Annotated in this window: 15 protein-coding genes and 1 pseudogene; 10 read left to right on the top strand and 6 right to left on the bottom strand. The window is 67.0% G+C overall.

Features of this window, described 5'->3' with window-relative positions; all coding sequences use genetic code 11:
• The 9 genes and pseudogenes from ACI3KU_RS13515 to ACI3KU_RS13475 all read left to right on the top strand — a co-directional run.
• A pseudogene (locus tag ACI3KU_RS13515) lies at positions 1–744 on the top strand (hypothetical protein); the annotation flags it as partial.
• Positions 737–2,044 (top strand): S8 family peptidase, encoded by a 1,308-nt coding sequence (locus ACI3KU_RS13510; RefSeq protein WP_404922827.1) that lies wholly within the window; start codon positions 737–739, stop codon positions 2,042–2,044. The pseudogene ACI3KU_RS13515 and the gene ACI3KU_RS13510, both read left to right, overlap by 8 nt.
• Positions 2,045–2,159: 115 nt before the next feature.
• A complete protein-coding gene (locus ACI3KU_RS13505; protein WP_404922826.1) occupies positions 2,160–3,161 on the top strand; it encodes an AAA family ATPase in 1,002 nt (333 codons plus the stop codon).
• 18 nt (positions 3,162–3,179) lie between these two features.
• A complete protein-coding gene (locus ACI3KU_RS13500; protein WP_404922825.1) occupies positions 3,180–4,067 on the top strand; it encodes a DUF58 domain-containing protein in 888 nt (295 codons plus the stop codon).
• Positions 4,054–4,545, top strand: coding sequence for a hypothetical protein (locus ACI3KU_RS13495; protein ID WP_404922824.1), 492 nt, complete (start codon positions 4,054–4,056; stop codon positions 4,543–4,545). Before ACI3KU_RS13500 ends, ACI3KU_RS13495 begins: the two co-directional genes overlap by 14 nt.
• Positions 4,536–5,522 carry a vWA domain-containing protein gene (locus ACI3KU_RS13490; protein WP_404922823.1) on the top strand — a complete coding sequence of 329 codons (987 nt, stop codon included), beginning with the start codon at positions 4,536–4,538 and terminating at the stop codon, positions 5,520–5,522. Before ACI3KU_RS13495 ends, ACI3KU_RS13490 begins: the two co-directional genes overlap by 10 nt.
• Entirely contained in the window at positions 5,519–6,523 is a 1,005-nt protein-coding gene (locus ACI3KU_RS13485) for a VWA domain-containing protein (RefSeq protein WP_404922822.1), read from the top strand. Before ACI3KU_RS13490 ends, ACI3KU_RS13485 begins: the two co-directional genes overlap by 4 nt.
• Entirely contained in the window at positions 6,520–7,299 is a 780-nt protein-coding gene (locus ACI3KU_RS13480) for a tetratricopeptide repeat protein (protein ID WP_404922821.1), read from the top strand. The genes ACI3KU_RS13485 and ACI3KU_RS13480 overlap by 4 nt, the downstream gene beginning before the upstream one ends.
• The gene (locus tag ACI3KU_RS13475) at positions 7,293–8,606 is read left to right on the top strand and encodes a hypothetical protein (RefSeq protein WP_404922820.1); all 1,314 of its coding nucleotides are present in this window, start codon (positions 7,293–7,295) and stop codon (positions 8,604–8,606) included. Before ACI3KU_RS13480 ends, ACI3KU_RS13475 begins: the two co-directional genes overlap by 7 nt.
• 223 nt (positions 8,607–8,829) lie before the next feature.
• Here the strand turns inward: ACI3KU_RS13475 and ACI3KU_RS13470 are convergent, their stop codons facing one another.
• Positions 8,830–9,873: a LacI family DNA-binding transcriptional regulator gene (locus ACI3KU_RS13470; RefSeq protein WP_404922819.1), complete on the bottom strand. Its 1,044-nt coding sequence runs from the start codon at positions 9,871–9,873 to the stop codon at positions 8,830–8,832.
• A 70-nt stretch (positions 9,874–9,943) separates the two neighbouring features.
• Between ACI3KU_RS13470 and ACI3KU_RS13465 the strand changes: the two genes are divergently transcribed.
• Positions 9,944–11,161 (top strand): MFS transporter, encoded by a 1,218-nt coding sequence (locus ACI3KU_RS13465; protein WP_404922818.1) that lies wholly within the window; start codon positions 9,944–9,946, stop codon positions 11,159–11,161.
• Between the two features lie 142 nt (positions 11,162–11,303).
• On the opposite strand, the gene ACI3KU_RS13460 is transcribed toward ACI3KU_RS13465, so the two are convergent.
• The 5 genes from ACI3KU_RS13460 to ACI3KU_RS13440 form a co-directional block, all read right to left on the bottom strand.
• Positions 11,304–13,082: a DNA/RNA helicase domain-containing protein gene (locus ACI3KU_RS13460; protein ID WP_404922817.1), complete on the bottom strand. Its 1,779-nt coding sequence runs from the start codon at positions 13,080–13,082 to the stop codon at positions 11,304–11,306.
• Positions 13,069–13,371 carry a nucleotide pyrophosphohydrolase gene (locus tag ACI3KU_RS13455; RefSeq protein WP_404922828.1) on the bottom strand — a complete coding sequence of 101 codons (303 nt, stop codon included), beginning with the start codon at positions 13,369–13,371 and terminating at the stop codon, positions 13,069–13,071. The genes ACI3KU_RS13460 and ACI3KU_RS13455 overlap by 14 nt, the downstream gene beginning before the upstream one ends.
• Before the next feature lie 256 nt (positions 13,372–13,627).
• On the bottom strand, positions 13,628–14,797 hold the full coding sequence (locus ACI3KU_RS13450) for a Gfo/Idh/MocA family protein (protein ID WP_404922816.1): 1,170 nt from the start codon (positions 14,795–14,797) through the stop codon (positions 13,628–13,630).
• The gene (locus tag ACI3KU_RS13445) at positions 14,794–16,938 is read right to left on the bottom strand and encodes an alpha-N-acetylglucosaminidase TIM-barrel domain-containing protein (protein ID WP_404922815.1); all 2,145 of its coding nucleotides are present in this window, start codon (positions 16,936–16,938) and stop codon (positions 14,794–14,796) included. The genes ACI3KU_RS13450 and ACI3KU_RS13445 overlap by 4 nt, the downstream gene beginning before the upstream one ends.
• Entirely contained in the window at positions 16,938–17,978 is a 1,041-nt protein-coding gene (locus ACI3KU_RS13440) for a LacI family DNA-binding transcriptional regulator (RefSeq protein WP_404922814.1), read from the bottom strand. Before ACI3KU_RS13440 ends, ACI3KU_RS13445 begins: the two co-directional genes overlap by 1 nt.

Here is a 17,978-nt window from a genome sequence, read left to right as displayed (position 1 = left end):
ACGCCGGACTACCCCACCCGCCCCTGGAGCCCGGACGATCCTGACGGGAACAACCCAGACGCTCCTTGGGCACCGGGTGACCCCGGCTCATGGGTTCCCACCCGTCCGACCTCTCCGGACGACAACCTGTACACGCCGTATGTGCCGGGCGAGAACAGCGGCTCTGGCTATCAGCCCTACACGCCGCTTCCGCCATACACGCCGCAGCCCTACGACCCTGCGACGTCCAACCCGACGGGCCCGTACATCCCCGGGACAGATGGTGGACAGCATCGCCCGGAGCTCACGCCGGACTCGGCGATGGGTAACGGCTCTCACGGATGGGGCACCGGTACCAGCGTTGGTCGGGGGACGGGTCTCAGTGTTGGCAGCGGTAGCGGAGTGCTGAGTGGTGGTGGTACGGGCATCAGCGGTGCGAGCGCTGGTGGAGGTATCAGTGGTGCCGGGTCTGCGGGCCTCATCGGCGGTGCCGGCGGTGCGGTCAGCCTGGCCGGCGCGAAACTCATGCAGACCGGCCTCAACGGATCCCAAGGGACGACCGCTCTCGCAGCCGCACCTGGCACTGCGGCAGCGGGGGCACGTTCGGGCGGCGGGATGGGCATGATGGGCAGTGGAGCCGGCGGTGGCCAGTCCACAAGTTCGAAGTCGCGTCGCGGGCTGTCCGGGCTCGTTGCCCCACACTTGGACGATGACGACGAGCCACTCCCACGATCCGAGGCGGCCGGAGCCGGCGGTCGTGACTGATACCTCCACCCGTCGACGACGGTTCCCCCGACTCCGCACGCTCATCGCCACTATCGCCGCTCTCGCCGTGCTGCCCACGGGAGCCCTCCCCGCCGCAGCGACAAGCAACGAGGAGCCCAACTGGTGGTACACCGGCATGCACGTCGAGGACGCGCGCAACGAAGGACTCACGGGCGCTGGCGTCAAGATCGCAGTGATCGATGCGCAGATCAATCCGAACCTGAACCTCTTCACCGGTGCTTCGCTCACGGTTGACCCGGTCACGAGTTGCGATGTACCCGTGACGTCGCAGGACGTTGACGCGGCAGCGCTGCACGGCACCGCGTCGGCGGCGCTCATCGTCGCGAGGCCGGTCGGCGAGTTGCCGATGCAGGGTATCGCTCCTGATGCGGCCGTCACGTTCTATTCCAGTGGCGCAGAGGATTGCGTGGGGCGCGCGGGCGAAGCTTCCCCGACGATGGCGGCGATCGCCCGCGCCGTCGCCGACGGCAACCGCATCATCTCCATCTCAGAAGCGCAGACCTTCCACAACGACGAAGATGCTGAGGTCATAGCGGACGCGCTGGCTGCCGGCGTCGTCATCGTGAGCTCCACCGCCAACACCCAAGAGCAGCGCGCAGCAGTTGCGCCAAGCCAGTTCAACGGTGTCGTGTCTGTCGCTGCAGTGTCGCGTGACGGCATGCTGCTCACCGACGCGGGCAGACCTGTGATCACCCCAAGCGTCACCGTCGTCGCTCCCGGCGTCAATATTCTCGTTCCTGGCAGCGCGAACGGATGGGACCGAATGTCCTCCACGAATGGCAGCTCCGTCGCGACACCCCTTGTTGCAGGAGCACTCGCCCTGCTGCTGCAGAAGTACCCCACCGCGACCGGCAACCAGCTCATCCAGGCGCTCATCACCACGACCTCGCAGTCGCGTGAAGGACAGCCCAGAAACGACACCAACGGTGGCGGCTACGGTGCGATCTCCCTGCCGTACCTGCTCGCTGCCGACCCGACGACGCTGCCGGACGTGAACCCGCTGATGAACCAGCCCCTCGGCGTACCCACCAGGGAACAGATCACGGGCGACACGCCCACGCCCACGCCCACAGCCGTACCGACCACAGCCATACCGCCCACAAGCTCCCCCACATCAACGCCCGAGCCTCCCGTCACAACACCACCCGCCGCGGAGAGCGCGCCTGACACGCTCGCGTCCGTACTACCCTGGCTCATCGGCGGCGGATCATTCGCGATGGTGATCATCGTGGTCCTCGTGATCGTGCTCGCCACACGAACCAGGAAGCCGCGACTCTAACCAACACACACCAACACCACAGCGGCATCCACATGCGTCTCGGACAGGGTGCGGGTAGCGTTGTGGTCCAGGGGGAACAGGTGTCTGCCGTCCCCGCGCACGGAAAGGGACCACGATGCAGCAGTCTGCAGCCGCACCCACAGAGCAGGAGATGACGCGCGCACGCGATGTCCTGAAGATCGTGTCGGACGCCTACTCGGCTCGCATGGTGGGACAGGACCGGCTGCGCACCAGTCTGCTGATCGCGCTCATCGCCGGCGGTCATATCCTGCTGGAGTCGGTTCCGGGCCTGGCGAAGACCACCGCCGCCTCCACGCTGGCTGCCACCGTGCAGGCCGACTTCAAGCGCATCCAGTGCACACCCGATCTGCTTCCGAGCGACATCACGGGCAGCCAGATCTACGACGCCGCGCACGGCACGTTCCGCACGGTGCTCGGACCGGTGCACGCCAACTTCGTGCTGCTGGACGAGATCAACCGCTCCTCCGCGAAGACCCAGTCAGCGATGCTCGAGGCGATGCAGGAGAAGCAGACCACGATCGGCGGCGAGCTTCACAAGCTGCCGCGCCCCTTCCTGGTGATCGCCACGCAGAACCCCATCGAGCAGGAGGGCACCTACGAGCTGCCCGAGGCCCAGATGGACCGCTTCCTCCTCAAGGAGATCGTCGACTACCCGAGCCCGGCCGAGGAGCTGGAGGTGCTGAACCGCATCGACGCCGGCATCCTTGACCCCGATCACCCCGGCGATGGGAAGGTGACGCTCGACGACGTTCGCGATCTGCAGTCGATCGCTTCCCGCGTCCACGTGGATCCGGCCATTCGCAACTACATCGTCTCCCTCGTGTACGTCACGAGGAACCCCGCGCCGTACATCGGCGAGGACCGCGCTCGCTACATCAAGTACGGTGCGAGCCCCCGCGCGAGCATCGCCTTCCTGCAGGCCGCCCGCGCGTTCGCGCTGCTGCAGGGTCGCGCCTACGTGATTCCTGAGGACGTCCGTTCGCTGCGCCACGTGATCCTCCGCCACCGCGTGCTGCTCACCTTCGAGGGGCAGGCGGACGGGGTGCGCAGCGAAGACCTGATCGACGCGATCTTCGGCGCCGTCCCCACCCCGTAACCGGAGCGCATCCCTCACATGGCCAGCCTCATCCCGCGGGTGAAGAGCAAGCTCTTCATCTCCTCCGGGCGATCGTCGATGCACCAGCTCGACGGCGCTTACAAGTCGTTGCTGCACGGGCGCAGCCTCGACTTCGAGGACCTGCGTCGCTATGAGACCGGCGACCAGGTGCGCGACATCGACTGGCGCGCGTCCGCCCGCCTCGGCAATCTCGTGGTCAAGCGCACCCGCGCCACGCGCGCGCAGACCGTGCTGTTCGTGGTGGACACCGGGCGCACCATGGCCGCGCTCGCTGAGGATGGCGCGCCCAAACAGGAGCTGTCCATCCTCGCGATGGGCGCGCTCGGCTACCTCACGGTGCGCCACGGCGACGATGTCGGTCTCGTCTACGGCGATGCGGATCGTGTCCGGCGCGTGCAGACCGGCAGCAGCGAGGCGGCCCTCGAGCACATGCTGCGCACGCTCGATTCGACGATCTCGGCGGCGACCGCTCCGGGATCTGTGGACGACCTGCTCGACTTCGTGGCGCGCACCATCGCACAGCAGATGATCGTCGTGGTCATCGCGGACGAGGACCCGCTCACCGATCGCACCGAGCAGTTGATCCGGCGATTGCGACTGCAGCATGACCTCCTGTGGATCACGGTGGCCGATGCAGACGTGGTGCTGGGCCATCGATCGGCGTCGGTGCGCAGCGACGTGGTCAGCGGTTGGCGAGTGCCCGACTTCGTGAACGGGGATCCCGAGGTGCTCGCCGAGCTCACCGAGAAGCGCGAACAGGCCGAGGAGCATCGCCGCGAGTTCTTCCAGCGCTGGGAGGTCGATCACACGGTGCTGCGCAACCAGGACTATGCCGTCGGCGAGATCCTACAGATGCTGAATCGGAGGTCGCGTGTCCGCTCCTGACGACCTCTACCCGCCGACTCAGTACGGTGGCCTCTGGCTGTTGCTGGCGTTCGGCATCATCCTCCTCCTGGTGATCGCCGCGATCCTGCTGGTGGTGTTCACCCGCCCGAAGCGGGTCGCCGACGCCATCGCCGACGAACCCGACACCCAGCTCACCCTGCCCGACGTGGTGGCGCGCCTGCAGGGCGACTATCTGCACCAGATCGACGCGATCGAGCGCGGTTACCACGAGCGCACGCTGCCTCCGCGTGAGGCCAACGTCCAACTGAGCCGACTGGTGCGACGGTACGTCAACGAGTACAGCGGCCTGGAGGCACCCGTGCTCTCCCTGCAGGATCTGCAGCAGCTCGGGGTCAACCCAGCGCTGATCGATGCGCTGCGCCGCCACTACTACCCGAGCATCTTCCGCAGCGGTCCACCGGTGGACCCGGTGGCCGGAGCCGAGGCCGCGCGAACGGTGGTGCGATCATGGCGCTGAACTGGCCGTTCATGCTCCTCATCGTCGCCGGGGTCCTGGTGATCGCCGTCGCGATCGGCGTGACGATCGGCCTGGCACGCACCTCCCGACGCGACACGGGCGGCGGCGCCCAGCTGGCACGCGCGGAGCGACTTCGTGCGCTGCCCTCGTTCTCCCGCGCCGTCCGCACGCGGCGGATCGCGCTCTCCGGCATCCTGGTGCTGGGGGCGCTGGCCGTGCTGTCGGGTGGCCTGGCAGCCGCGCGTCCGATGACCGCGCAGACCATCCAGCCGGTGAGCACCAACCGCGACATCATGCTGTGTCTGGACGTGTCCGGGTCGATGAGCGAGGTGGACCTCGAGATCATCGACGTGTTCGAGAACCTCCTCGACGGCTTCGAGGGCGAGCGGCTGGGACTCACGATCTTCAACTCGTCGCCGGTCCAGGTCTTCCCTCTGACCGATGACTACGACTTCATCCGCGAGCATCTGCAGAGCCTGCGGCGCAGCTTCGACTACACCGACAGCGTTCCGGAGCACTACAGCGGCACGCTCAACGGGCCGGGAGCCTCGCTGATCGGCGACGGTCTGACCGCCTGCGCGATGCGATTCGATCATGTCGAAGAGGAGCGTTCGCGCACCATCATCTTCGCCAGCGACAACGAGGTGAATGGCGCCTCCATCGTGTCGGTCCCCGAGGCGGCCGCGTTCGCGAAGTCCATGGGCGTACGCGTCTTCGCCATCAATCCGGTGGCGGGTAAGGATGCGACCATGACCCAGGAGCTCGCCGACGCGGCGACGCTCACCGGGGGCAAGGCGTATGAGCTCCGGGACGCCACGACGGTCGACGACATCGTCACCGAGGTCCAGCAGCAGGCGGCCACGCAGCTCAAAGGACAGGTGCAGATCATCTGGAGCGACTCGCCCAACCTGGCGCTCGCCGTGCTGGCCGTGCTGTCCATCGGATTCGTGGCGCTGATGTGGAGGGTGCGGCTGTGATCTTCCACCCGGTCCTGAACATCTTCGTGCTGATCGTCCTCGTGGGCGGCGGCGTCTTCGTGACCGTGCGCAACATTGTCACGGCTCCGACCGGGGCACGGCGCTGGCTGTGGGCGGAGCGGACCCTCCTCGTGCTGCTCTGCTTCGTGATGCTTCTACGCCCGGCGGTTCCGGGCGGACAGACCCAGACGCTCACCACGAACACCGACATCCTCATCGCCGTCGACACCACGGCGAGCATCGTGGCCGAGGACTGGGGTGACGGTCAGCCTCGACTGGACGGCGTGCGACAGGACGTGCAGAGCATCGTCGACGCCTACCCAGGAGCGCGCTTCGCGCTGATCACCTTCGACGCGGAGCCGGTGCTGCGCCTGCCGTTCACCACTGACGCCAACGCGCTGATGAGCTCGATCGACGTGCTGCGCCCCGAGGTCACCGGGCAGTCGCGCGGAAGCTCCGTGGGCATCGCCGCGCAGCTGGTTGAGCAGACTCTGCGCGACGGCGCCGAGGCGGAGTCCGGTCGCGATCGCTCGCGCATGCTGTTCTATCTGGGCGACGGCGAGCAGACCGTGAGCCAATCGGTCGAGTCGTTCTCCGGTGCGAAGAAGTACGTCGACGGTGGACGCGTTCTCGGCTACGGCACGGCCGAAGGCGGACCGATGAAGATCACCACCGGTCGCGCGGACGGCGAGGATCCGGGATACATCGAGTACGAGGGCGCGAACGCGATGTCGGTGATCGACGAGACCACCCTGAAGCAGATCGGCACCGACCTCGGCCTCGAATACGAGCACCGCACCGCCGATGCGGAGATCTCCCTGCCGGACGCTCCGCAGTCGTCGACGAACTACGCGGAAGCGGGAAGCACCGGCAACGTCACGGAGCTGTTCTGGATCTTCGCTCTCGCGGTGGTCGGCCTCCTGGCGTTCGAGCTCGCGCGCGCGGCCATGATGATCGCCAGCATGCGTGGTCTTCGCGCGACGAAGGCGGGTGAACGATGACCGCTCCGCATGCCTCCGCCGACGCGCTGATCCGCGGCAATCGGACTCGGCGACGCGTTCGGTTCTGGGTCGCGATCGGAACCCTGCCGCTGACGATCGCCGCCCTGCTGCTGGTGGTGAAGCTGTTCAGCATGTTCGTCTTCGCGCACTTCGCGATCACCGACTATGTCGGCGGCGACGGCGAAGGAACCGTGCGAAACGCGGGATGGCAGAAGCCGCTGAACTGGTTCGAACCGTACAAGGCGCCCTACAACGCCGGCGACGGCTACGCGCTGTCGGAGAAGCTGCCCGAGGCGCGCGCGGAGTTCGAAGACGCGCTGTCCCTGGCTCGCGGACTGGAAGTGTGTGCCGTGCGCATCAACCTGGCGTTCGTGATGGAGCGTCAGGGCGACGCCGCCACCGAGGCGGGAGATCTGAAGGGGGCCCAGGCGTTCTACGCGGAGGCGCTCACCATCAACGCGGAGACGCCCGAGGAGTGCAAGAGCGACGAGGCGCAGGACCAGTCCCCGGATCCCAATCGCGATATGTCAGACACCCTTGAGCAGCAGCAGAAGGATCTGTCGGAGAAGCAGCAGCAGAATCAGCAGCAGCAGGACAGCCAGCAGAACGGTGAGCAGGATCCGCAGCAGCCCACCGAGCCGGACCAGGAGCAGCAGGACCAGCCGTCGCAGGATCAGCTCGATGAGCTGCAGCAGAAACTCGAAGAGGGCCAGCAGGAGCGGGACCAGCGCGGCGACGACGGCACCGGCGGCGGCGGAGCGGAGAAGCCATGGTGAACGACTCCGACCCGCGGCCCGAGGACATCGGTTCCGAGTCTGAAGCTGCCGCCCTGGCTAAGGGCTCTCCGGAAGGTCAGCCGCCCGCATCGGCGCCGGCTCCGCCACCGGCTGCGGTCGGTGTGCCGGCGGTGCCCGATTCCGTGCTGGCGGCGGACGGGGTGAGATCGATCCCGGTGCCCGACGGGCCCGAACGGCCGGGAACCCGTTACGTGACGAGTTCGGAGGGCGCGCCTCCCCTCCCGCCGCCCGGGGGTTATCGCGGCGCACGCAATCCCGACCTGGAAAAGGCGCGACACGCCCTCGTCTCGCCTGTCGATCTGCTGGCGCGTCCGGTCGTCTCCTCCACACCCGTCGTCGACGGGCCACGACCTCTCCGTCGCGTCGGTATCGTCGCACTCGTGGCCGCCATCGGCTGGGCTGTCGTGCTGCTCGGAGCACTAGCGGTCTCAGCGACGGACTTCCTCTTCAACCTCAATGTCGTCGTCATCCAGCTGCTGATCATCGGCGTCATCGTCGCGGCTGTGATCCTGAAGGATGCGCGCCGGCTCGGGGGCATCGCGCTCGCGATCGCACTGGTGTTCAACGTGGTCACGATCGGCGGCGTCAGTGCGGTCCGCACGGCGGCTCAGGGCAGCTACGAGGGCCAGAAGACCGAGCAGCAAAAGCTCTGGGAGCGCTACCCCGGGGTGAAAGGGATGTCGACGGCCGAGATCAAGGCTCAGCCGTCGCTCGAGGAGGTGCGCGCACGCACGGAGGAAGTCCTCGGTGCGGTGCGCGAACGCCTGAGCGCCGACTACGGCGTCACCTGGGTCGAGCAGCCCGTCGCCGAAGACGTCTCGCCCGAGCGCAACGGCTACGGCGGTGAATCGATGCTGCGGACCTACACGTCGACGATCTGGTCCACGAATGAGGCGATCACAGACAACGCCCTCAAGCTGCAGATGATGCACAGCATCGACGACGTGCTGTTCTCGTATGGCATGTCGGAGTACTACCCCGTGAACGATCCGTCGGAGTCCACCATCGATCCGTCGATCATCGAGAAGATGTTCGGCTCCACCGATCCCGATCTGCAGGCGCAGTGGGAGTGGGCGGCATACGACTACGACACCGGCGGTTGGTTCTACGGCGATCTCTACGATCTCTCGAAGGACACCACCGGCCGCTTCCGAACCGAGCGGCAGGCCGACCACGATCGCACCGGGGTCCCGATGGAGGGCTTGTCGATCATGCTCCGCGCGGAGAAGCTGCTGTCCGAAGGCGACGTCACCGCGTTCGATCAGCGTATGTCGGAGTACGAGTAGGTCCGCTGCCCTCGGCGCCAGGGGTGTCGGCGTCGGCGCACCGCTCCGCTTCGCGAAACGAGGAGATTTCGCCCGGACAGGCGTCGTAGCCCCGGTTCCGTCCTCGATTCGGGGAAATCTCCTCGATTCACGACATCACGCGTCGAAGCTCGGGCCTGCCGAAGTCTGCGGGGCGACGACGGGCGTGGGTATCCGCACGGCGGGCGGCTCAGGAGCGCGGGACTCAGGAGGGGGCGGGGCCGGTGGTGTTGCCCTCGACGAACTCACACGTGAAGCGGAAGGAGGCGGCGGGCTCGTCGGCAAGCAGCCGCGCCAGCGCCTCACCGGCCGCACGACCTTTCTCGAATGCCGGCTGCGCCATCGTGGTGAGCCGGTACGGGGCGATGCCATCCACCGTGATGCCGTCGAAGCCGGTGATCGAGACGTCCTCGGGTACGCGCAGACCCGCGTCGAGGGCCGCGCGCAGCACCCCCGCAGCCAGGATGTCGCTCTGGGCGAGCACGGCGGTGGGTCGTTCACCGGAGCCGAACAGCAGTCGTCCAGCCTCGTAGCCGTTGTCGATCGTGGATCGCGCGGTACTGACGACCACGGCATCCGGAAAGATCTCGCGGGCACCCTCCAGACGCTCACGCGTGACGTCGACCTCCGCCTGCACGGCGTGAGCGGCACCCGCCACCGACGTGCCTGTCCGACGACTCAGCGGCAGAGTGACCAGCGCGACGCGCTCATGACCGAGGGAGCGGATGTGGCGCGCCAGCTGACGCTGCGCCTCCAGCGAGTCGATCGTGATCTGCGGGACATCCGGTCCGGCATCGCCCTCGATCACGACTATCGGAATCCCGCGAGAGCGCGCGGCATCCAGGGAGTCACGAAGTGTGGGGTTGCATCCGATGAGCGCCACCGCATCGATCGGGGCCGTGGCGAGGGTGGGGCCGCCCCATTCCGGCTCGTCCCGCAGCAGCAGAATGCCCGCGCCGGACGAGGCGATGGACTCCGCGACGCCGTCCATCGTGACGGTGAGGATCGGATCCGCGAACGCGCTGCGAAGATCGGAGCCGACGACCACCCCCACGATTCCGCTTCGTCCGCGCCGCAGCGAGGCGGCGCGCGGGTCCGGGCCGGCGTAGCCGAGCTCGGCGGCGGCGGCCAGCACCTTCACTTTCGTGGTCTCCGCGACGGCGACCTTGCCGCTGTAGACCACGGATGCGGTCGAGGCGGACACCCCCGCTCGGCGGGCCACGTCTGCGAGCGTCGGCTTGCGCGTCATTCCGTCAGTGTAGCCCGAGCCGCTGGGGCTCGACTCGGAAATCGAATCGATTCGATATAGGGTGTTGCCTATGCAGGTCACCCTCACCCACTCGCAGTTCGTGCGCTGGCGCACGGCCATTTTCGTGATCTTCGCGGCCTGTGGCCTCGGATTCGCCACCTGGGCATCGCGCGTTCCCGCGATCAAAGAAGGTCTCGACATCACGAAGTCCGAGGTGGGTCTGCTCCTCGTCTCCAGCGGTATCGCGTCGATCATCGGCCTGTCGGTGTCATCCGTCCTCATGCTGCGCTTCGGGGCACGTCGAGCGATGCTCGCTCTGCTGCTCGTCGCGGCTGCCGGCATCATCACGATCGGCCTGGGCGTCGACGTGTTCCACTCGTTCGGCGTCGTGATCATCGGCCTCGCGCTGTTCGGCTTCGGCAATGGATGCTGCGACGTGATCATGAACGTCGAGGGCGCCGGCGTCGAGAAGCACGGCGGCAGGACGGTGCTCCCGATGATGCACGGCTTCTTCAGCCTCGGCACCTTCGCCGGTGCCGGTCTCGGTGCCATCGCCGAGGGCATCCGCCTGCCGGTGAGCGTGCACATCGGCATCATCGCCGCGCTGATCGTCGCCTGCGCCGTGTGGGCGGTGGCGAACATCCCCACCGCGACCGACTCCGAGACGGCGCCCGACGAAGGAGCCGAGCACCAGAGCTTCGGCGTTCGTCTGAAGGTGGCGCTGTCGGCGTGGACCGAGCCGCGCACCTATGGCCTCGGCCTCATCATGCTGGGCATGGCTTTCGCGGAGGGCGGCGCGAACGACTGGCTCGCACTCGGGATCGTCGAAGGTCACGATGGCTCGCCGTCGCTCGGCGCGGTCGGCCTGGCCGTCTTCTCCGGTGCGATGACGGTCGCGCGCATGCTCGGCGGCCCGCTGGTCGACCGGTTCGGCCGCGTTCCCTCGCTTCGCGTCCTGGCAGCCCTCGCGGTCGTCGGCCTCCTGCTCTTCATCTACGCGCCGAACATGCCGCTGGTGATGGTGGGCACCGTGCTGTGGGGAATCGGCGTCTCGTTCGGCTTCCCGCTCGGCATGTCGGCCGCGGCCGATGACCCGGCGAAGGCGGCGTCCCGAGTGGCCGCAGCATCGACGATCGGCTATGTCGCGTTCTTGGCGGGCCCGCCGGTGCTCGGCTTCATCGCGGACCACATCGGCCTGCTGAACACGCTGCTGATCATCGTGGGGCTGGCCCTCGTGTCCGGCCTCGCGTCCAACGCCGCGAAGCCGATCTCGCCCGCGAAGACCTGAACTCATCCGTGCAGTTGGCGCTCTGATCACGAAGTACTGAGCGGTGACGTGCGGTCGCACGCGCGAGTACACGCCACTCAGATCCAGATACGCCCACCCTTCCCTTCGGCGTGTTCGAACGAAAAGGTCTCAGTCTGCCGTGTCAGGCGCTGGGGATGAATGCACGAAGGTGCTCTCGCAGCGGCTTGTCGCAGACATACACGTAGGTTCCCCGGATGCCCCGAGTCAGGAGCACGGCGTAAACGTTCTTGATGTACCGCTCGAAATCGGCATCGGTGTAGAAGATCCCGCGCTGACGGTTGTTCTCGAGGCCCTTCCTGTCCCGATACTGGGTCCGGTCGAACCGGATCTGCCCCGTCATCGGATCAAGGCGCAGGTCCGGCCCGATGATCACACCGGCATAGTTGAGGTCGTATCCCTGGACGGTGTGGATCGATCCGACTTCGTCGAGCGCATCCGGCGAGTTGATCCAGTCCTTGTCGGCAGAGTTCCAGCGCCAGCGATGTCCATCGATCTCGATGTCATACGGGCGCTCCGCGAGTGGAACGCGCTTCATGCCCTTCTTCTTCGGGTCCGATTCCCACGTCCACGCGTACCCCGCAGCGAGGCGCGCGAGACCGTCACTACGATCGCGTTTGCGGATGAGCTTCTTCATCGCCCCGATATCGTCGAACAGCGCGAACTCGTAGTCACCAAGATCCGGTCGCTCGACGTTCCGACCGGCCAGCATGTCTCTCACGAATCCGACGTAATCGGCGCCAGCCTTGACGCGCATCTGGGTCTTCAACGCGAAGAAGTGGTGGCTGACTTTCGCCTCACCGACCACTTCGCCGACCACCTCGGGCGGGAGGTCTGCGGGCCGAACGCTCTGCTCCGCGTCCATCAGCAAGATGGTGTGCTCACTCTGCTCGCGGATCCAGTCGAGCTGCGTGTGCTCGGTGGAGTCGTTCCCGAAGAGCCGTTCGTTGATCTCCGTGAACGCTTTGTTGAGCGAGCCCGACGACTGGTTCGCGCGTTGGTTGAGGCGGTGCGCCTCGTCGACGATGAGGACGTCATACGGTTTGCGGTCCTTAGCGCGGTCATGCGGTCTGGCGGCCCTTCCGACGTCATAGGCGGTGAGAACCATGGATCGATCGAGCCCTGGGGTGCGGTCGAAGATCTTGGCGATGGACGTGCGGAGCGATTGCTGCGGCACGACCATGCCCACCCGCAAGCCCTTGAGACGTTTCGGGTATCCCCGGGCGAAGAAGTCGGAGATCGCGCTTCCCTGCTCGGCATCGTCGACGCCGCGGGAGGCTTCGATATCGCGCAACGTCTTGATGAGCGAGACGCCGACGACGGTCTTCCCTGTACCGGGTTGCCCCGCAACCACGAGCGTCTTATGCTTCTTGGCTTTGATGTCGTCGAACAATGCCTTGAGGATCTCCACAATCGCTCGCTCCTGATCCGGCACGAGCGATTTGAAAGGAGAGAGCTTGAAGAAGTCGCTGTTCTCGATCTCGCGTAGCGAATGCTGGAAGAGACCGCGCCTCCGAAGGTCATCGAAGATCTCTCGGAAGCGCGGTTGGAAATCAGCTCGCCCCGGGTACTCCTCGTTTCGGTGTCCGTCGTTCGCGTTGATGACGGTGTAGCCACCGTCGGAATAGAACCACTGGATGAGCAACGATTCCAGGTCATAGCAGGCGGAGCGGTGGAAAGTGTCATCGAGCAGAATCCGCGCGACGTCGAGATGCTGCTTCTTCGGGTCGCGACGATGCTGCGTCATCCGGAGCAACGCGTTCCCGGTCTCGCCAACATAGATGTCGCGACGGCTGGTGATGGCGTACACGGCGGGCCAGTTGTTCAGCCTTCCGGTGGGATCCGGGTAGTCGCGGATAATCTCGGAGTCGAAGGGAATCTCCTCGATCTCAAAGCTGGTCATACTTGGTGCTTCTGCCATGCGACGTCTCCGCCGGATACTTGCGCCGGGTGATCTCAAGCTTTTCGAGGATGATCGTCTCGGGATCGACGCCGAGCCGATCGGCGAGTTCGTAGCAATAGGTCAGTACATCGGCGAGTTCCAGTCGGACACGATCGGCGTCGAAGTCGGGTGACCACTGGAACTCCTCGAGAAGTTCCCCCGCTTCGATGGCGATCGACTTCGCAAGGTTCTCCGGCGAATGGAACTGCGCCCAGTCGCGCTCCGCGATGAAAGCGCGCAGTGCGCTCATCGCGGTCTCATCGGTCACGTCTTACAGAATAGTCAGAGCCTCGGCCAACCGTCTGCTATGTCATCTCACACGGTCGGTGACTCCATCAGATCTGCAGTCGCTGCATGTCGGACAGGTTGGCGCCCTCAGGCGGCCGAACAAGGAAGTCGAGATCGGAGTCGAGACGATCGTCTCCGCGCGCTGCGATCAACTCGCTGGGACGAGCGATTCATCTCCGACGCAGAGCTCGCCGCGCTCAGCGGGATCGGCGGACGAGTCAGGCATCGCGCTGGCCGCGCTCGAAGTAGGCGACGAGTTCAGCGTCCAGCGGCGGCACCGGCCGCGCCGAGCCGTCCGCGCGAAGTGACTCCGTCGCGATGACTCCCGTGGCCACCGCCTCACGCGCAGCCACGGGGGACGTCTGCGTCTGCCCGCCGTCGCGGACGAAGCGGCAGAACTCCGCCACCAGCAGCGCATCCGCTCCGCCATGACCGCCCTCGGCGTCGGGAATCTCGAAGGATTCGTCCGGCTCCGCCCACCCGCGATGACGCCGATTCCACAGTCCCACGCGCTCGCCCGCACCATCACCGAAGTTCTCGATGCGCCCTTCGGTGCCGATGATCGTGTAGTTGCGCCAGTAGTCCGGAGTGAAATGGCACTGCTCGTAGGAGGCCAGCACCCCGTTGTCGAGCCGGAGGTTCAACTGGGAGATGTCCTCAACGTCGATCACGGGGTTGAGGCCGGTGAGGGTCGCGGGCGGCCAGTTGTCGAGGCTGAACCAATCCCCCATCCGCTCGCCGGAACGATCCCGACGATCCTCGATCGCCCCATAGATCAGGTTGTCGCCCATCGCGGCGACACTGCGCGTGTACCCGCCGGCAAGCCAGTGGATGACGTCGAGATCGTGCGCGCCCTTCTGCAACAGCAGGGACGTGGTCCGCCGCCGATCCGCGTGCCAGTCGGTGAAGTAGTAATCACCGCCGTGGCCGACGAAGTGGCGGCACCACACCGCCTTCACCGCTCCGATCCGCCCGTCGTCGATCAGCCGTTTCATGAGCGTGATCACGGGCATGTGGCGCATGTTGTGGCCGATGTACAGCCGCGACCCGGTCCGTCGCGCCGTCTCGAGCACCCGGTCCGCGTCGGCCACCGTCACCGCGAGCGGCTTCTCCACGAACACCGCCACGCCCGCTTCGAGCGCGGCGAGAGCAGGTGCGGCATGCAGGTCGTCGGGCGTGAAGATCATCACGGCGTCCAGGTCAAACGCCAAAAGTTCCTCGAGCTCCGCGGTCACCAGAGCGTCCGGATACGCGGCGCGTGCATCGGCCGCCCCGCGCTCGCTCACCTCGCACACTGCCACCACGACGGCGTCGTTGCCCGCCCGCTCCAGCTCGCGCGCGAGACGCGCGCGCTGGCCGTAGCCGATGAGGCCGATCCGAAGTGTCATCTGTCTGTCCCGTCCTCACCCGCCGCAGCGGAGATCAATCGTGTGGCGTCGTCCACCTGCGCGAGAAGTGTGACCGCCTCGTCCGCGAGCGCGACGATGTCACCCTCCGCGGCACTGCGGATTCCGGTGCGATCCACGCTGTCCACCCAGTTCTGATCGCGCGCCCACCACTCCGATTCGGTGAGAGGCGCGACACCACTTCCCGGGCGCCCGGCGGACAGGAAGGCAGTCCATCGCGAGCGGTACAGCGTGCCCACCAGCCCCTGCGCGTCACGACCGGCGTAGTCGGAGAGCTGGCCCGCGGTAGCGGCACGCTCCGGACCCCAGCTGGTGAGGATCAGGCGCTGACTCCGTTCCAGCCGATCGCTCTCCGCCTGATCGACGCCCGCAGCGCGGGCCTCGTCCAGCAGACGACCCAGCAGCCACAGGTCCTGCGTTCCCGCGATCCGATCCAGCAGATCCATCGCAGACAGCCAGAGCACGGCGGCGTGGTCGTAGCGCGAGAGATCTTCGGCTGCGGCAGCCGCGGCGAGCGCTGGCAGCAGCTGACGCGCGATGTTCGTGACCGCCTGCCGCGCGACGTCCGCGAGGTCGAAGCGATACGCGTGGTGACCAGCCAGGTCGTCCGCGGCGGCGAGCAGCTTCGGTAGGGCGGCCGCGAAGGCCGACAGGTCATAGGTGTTCTCCGTGGGCGAGAACGACGAGGAGGTCTCCACGGTGAACGACGGCCACGCCGCAAACAGCGAGTCGTGCGGTTCGGAGAAGCCGTTGTCGTCGGGCAGCGAGTACGCGGTGCGGACGATCTGCCGCCACGCTTCCTCTGCTGGAGCGCTCGAGATCCCATACCGCGCACGCGCCCACGCGGTCACCCAGGACTCCAGGTCTACGACCCCGGAGCGCCAGCTCAGCTCGGCGAGCAGATCCATCGCCAGCGGATTGTTGAACCCGCCCTCGGGCATCGCCGCAACGCCACGCAGATGCGATCCGGGCAGATCTCGCCACCGAGTGAAGCGCTCGGTCCAGGTGCGAGCCTGCGCGCCCATCGCCGTGTCGCCGCCGAAGTTCCAGATGCCGCCGAAAGCGTAGTCGGTCCCGAGGAACTCGTCTTCACGATCGGTGTCCTCGTAGCGGTCTGACAGCCCGTCCACCACGAGCACACGTTCCCGATCGACCGCAGAGAGCACCTCGCGCGGAGGGTTGTGCTGCCAGCCGAGCATGACCCACGTCGACTCCGGTGCGGCCGCGAGCATCGCGCACTGGACGGCGACAGCGGCAGCGCCCACGGCGATCTCGCCGGGTTGTCCGCCCTCGTGCAGGAGGTCGGTCTTGTACATCGTGGCGGCACCGAGGCGACGGGCGGAGGATGCATAGAACGTCGCGGCGAGGACGGGGAACAGCGGGTCGGACGGATCGAGCCACCCGGGTCGATCGAAGCCCTGCCAGTCCCCGGACGGAACCGTGACGTGCGCGCCGGGGTGCCGGTCGCCGAAGTCGCGCGGAACCGTGCCGCCATAGCCGGGCAGCACGGCGCGCATCCCCAATTCGTGCAGTCGTTCGACGATCCGCCGTCCCAGCTCGGTTCGCTGCGCGAGCAGTCGCTCGTTCATCCCCGACGGATAGCCGGACATGTTCTGCAGCAGCCACCACGGCTGATGGCTGGGCAGCGGGATCCAGGCCAGCGCCTCCTCGCGCGAGTATCCGTAGGCGGTGAGCAGGTCGACATAGGCGACCTCTGTGCCCACCGGCACGAACACCTCGGTGTAGCCGCGCGCCGCGACACCGTCGATCAGGATCTCCCACGCGGCGAAGTCACGGTACGGACCGACATAGGCGTCTTCCGTGTCATTGCCGTAGAAGCGGTGCGGCAGCGCGAACACGCGACGGAGCGGTTCCGCGGGCGGAACAACACCCCGCGCGCGAGGGAGGATCTCGTCGAACTGATCACCGGTAGCTGCGAAGCAGGCACGCAGCCCGGCGAGAGCGAGGGCAGGCGAGGACGCCACGATGAGGGTGCGACCATCGACGGCCGAGACCTCGAAGAAGTCCTGTCGGGCGTCTTCGATATGGACATCGACGGTGTCGGCGCCGTTTCCGAGCACGCGTCGGATCGCGGCCTCAGCGGCCGCCAGAAGGGGGGACATTACTCTGACTCTCCGTGCACTCGCGCGGCTGCCGCGCGGTCGGGGATGGATGTGGATGCGCGGGCACGCAGCGACCAGTCGAACTCGTGCACCTGACCGGTGCCGGGAGGTCGGTCGGCGGCCGCGATGATCAGCTGAGCCTCCCGCGTGAACGCGTCGTCGGGACCCGCCGAGGTGAGCGACGGCGTGGACTCCTGCCCGTCCTGGGTGTTGTCCATGCCCGCGATCAGCACGTCGTCGGGGACATGCCGACCCAGGAAGTAGGCCGCCTGAACCACCTGCAATGCGGCGTCGTCGGTGTGGCACATGACCGCGCGTGGGGCGTTCTCGTCCTGGAGCAGCGCGACCGCCCGGCGGAACGCGTCCGCGCGACTGCCGTCGTACACCACCACCGGTCGTGGACGGATGGTGCCCGAATCGATCGCGGCGAGATAGGGACGAGCGCGTGAGTTGTCGGCGAGGCTGTGCGGCTCGGTGGTGAGAAACGCGATGTCGTCGGTCTGCTCTGCCAGGTGCGCCACGATCTGCGCGGCACCAGGCTCGGGACGGGGGCGAATCACGTCGAAGCCCTCCGACGGCATGATCTCGTGGTGCACGACGATGCGCTGCCCGCTGGCGGTGAGCTCCCGAGCCCAGGCCCGCGTCTGCGGCAGATCATCGAGCACCTCGATGAAGGCCACGTCCGGACGGAGCTCGGCGACCGAGTCGAACCAGTCCTCGCCGCGCGCCTCACCGGGAAGCACGATCGTGGATCGCCCGCTCTCGCGCGCCGCGCGCTTGACCGCGTCGGTCAGGGCTACGGCCCAGGGATCGAAGGCGCGATGCAGGGACAGCAGGACCACGCCGGTGCGGCCGGTGCGCACGGCTCGTGCCGCCGTGTTCACGCGGTAGCCGAGCCGTTCCGCCACCGCGCGCACACGGGCCGCGGTCTCGGCCGACGCGCCGCGCTCGATCCCGCGCAGCACGTACGATGCGGTCGCCGAGGACACCCCCGCTTCACGCGCGACGGTCTGCAGGGTGGGACGCTGAGAACCGGTCAC

Source organism: Microbacterium sp. ZW T5_56, assembly GCF_044987425.1.
Lineage (GTDB): Bacteria > Actinomycetota > Actinomycetes > Actinomycetales > Microbacteriaceae > Microbacterium.
Note: the sequence above shows the minus strand (reverse complement) of the source record. Positions and strands in the feature narration are given on the sequence as shown.

Bases quoted from the DNA above. Each gene is read 5' to 3' on its own strand.
- ACI3KU_RS13505 (WP_404922826.1), top strand. From the start codon at position 2,160: ATGCAGCAGTCTGCAGCCGCACCCACAGAGCAGGAGATGACGCGCGCA.
- ACI3KU_RS13500 (WP_404922825.1), top strand. From the start codon at position 3,180: ATGGCCAGCCTCATCCCGCGGGTGAAGAGCAAGCTCTTCATCTCCTCC.
- ACI3KU_RS13490 (WP_404922823.1), top strand. From the start codon at position 4,536: ATGGCGCTGAACTGGCCGTTCATGCTCCTCATCGTCGCCGGGGTCCTG.
- ACI3KU_RS13480 (WP_404922821.1), top strand. From the start codon at position 6,520: ATGACCGCTCCGCATGCCTCCGCCGACGCGCTGATCCGCGGCAATCGG.
- ACI3KU_RS13475 (WP_404922820.1), top strand. From the start codon at position 7,293: ATGGTGAACGACTCCGACCCGCGGCCCGAGGACATCGGTTCCGAGTCT.
- ACI3KU_RS13470 (WP_404922819.1), bottom strand. From the start codon at position 9,873: ATGACGCGCAAGCCGACGCTCGCAGACGTGGCCCGCCGAGCGGGGGTG.
- ACI3KU_RS13465 (WP_404922818.1), top strand. From the start codon at position 9,944: ATGCAGGTCACCCTCACCCACTCGCAGTTCGTGCGCTGGCGCACGGCC.
- ACI3KU_RS13460 (WP_404922817.1), bottom strand. From the start codon at position 13,082: ATGACCAGCTTTGAGATCGAGGAGATTCCCTTCGACTCCGAGATTATC.
- ACI3KU_RS13455 (WP_404922828.1), bottom strand. From the start codon at position 13,371: ATGAGCGCACTGCGCGCTTTCATCGCGGAGCGCGACTGGGCGCAGTTC.
- ACI3KU_RS13450 (WP_404922816.1), bottom strand. From the start codon at position 14,797: ATGACACTTCGGATCGGCCTCATCGGCTACGGCCAGCGCGCGCGTCTC.
- ACI3KU_RS13445 (WP_404922815.1), bottom strand. From the start codon at position 16,938: ATGTCCCCCCTTCTGGCGGCCGCTGAGGCCGCGATCCGACGCGTGCTC.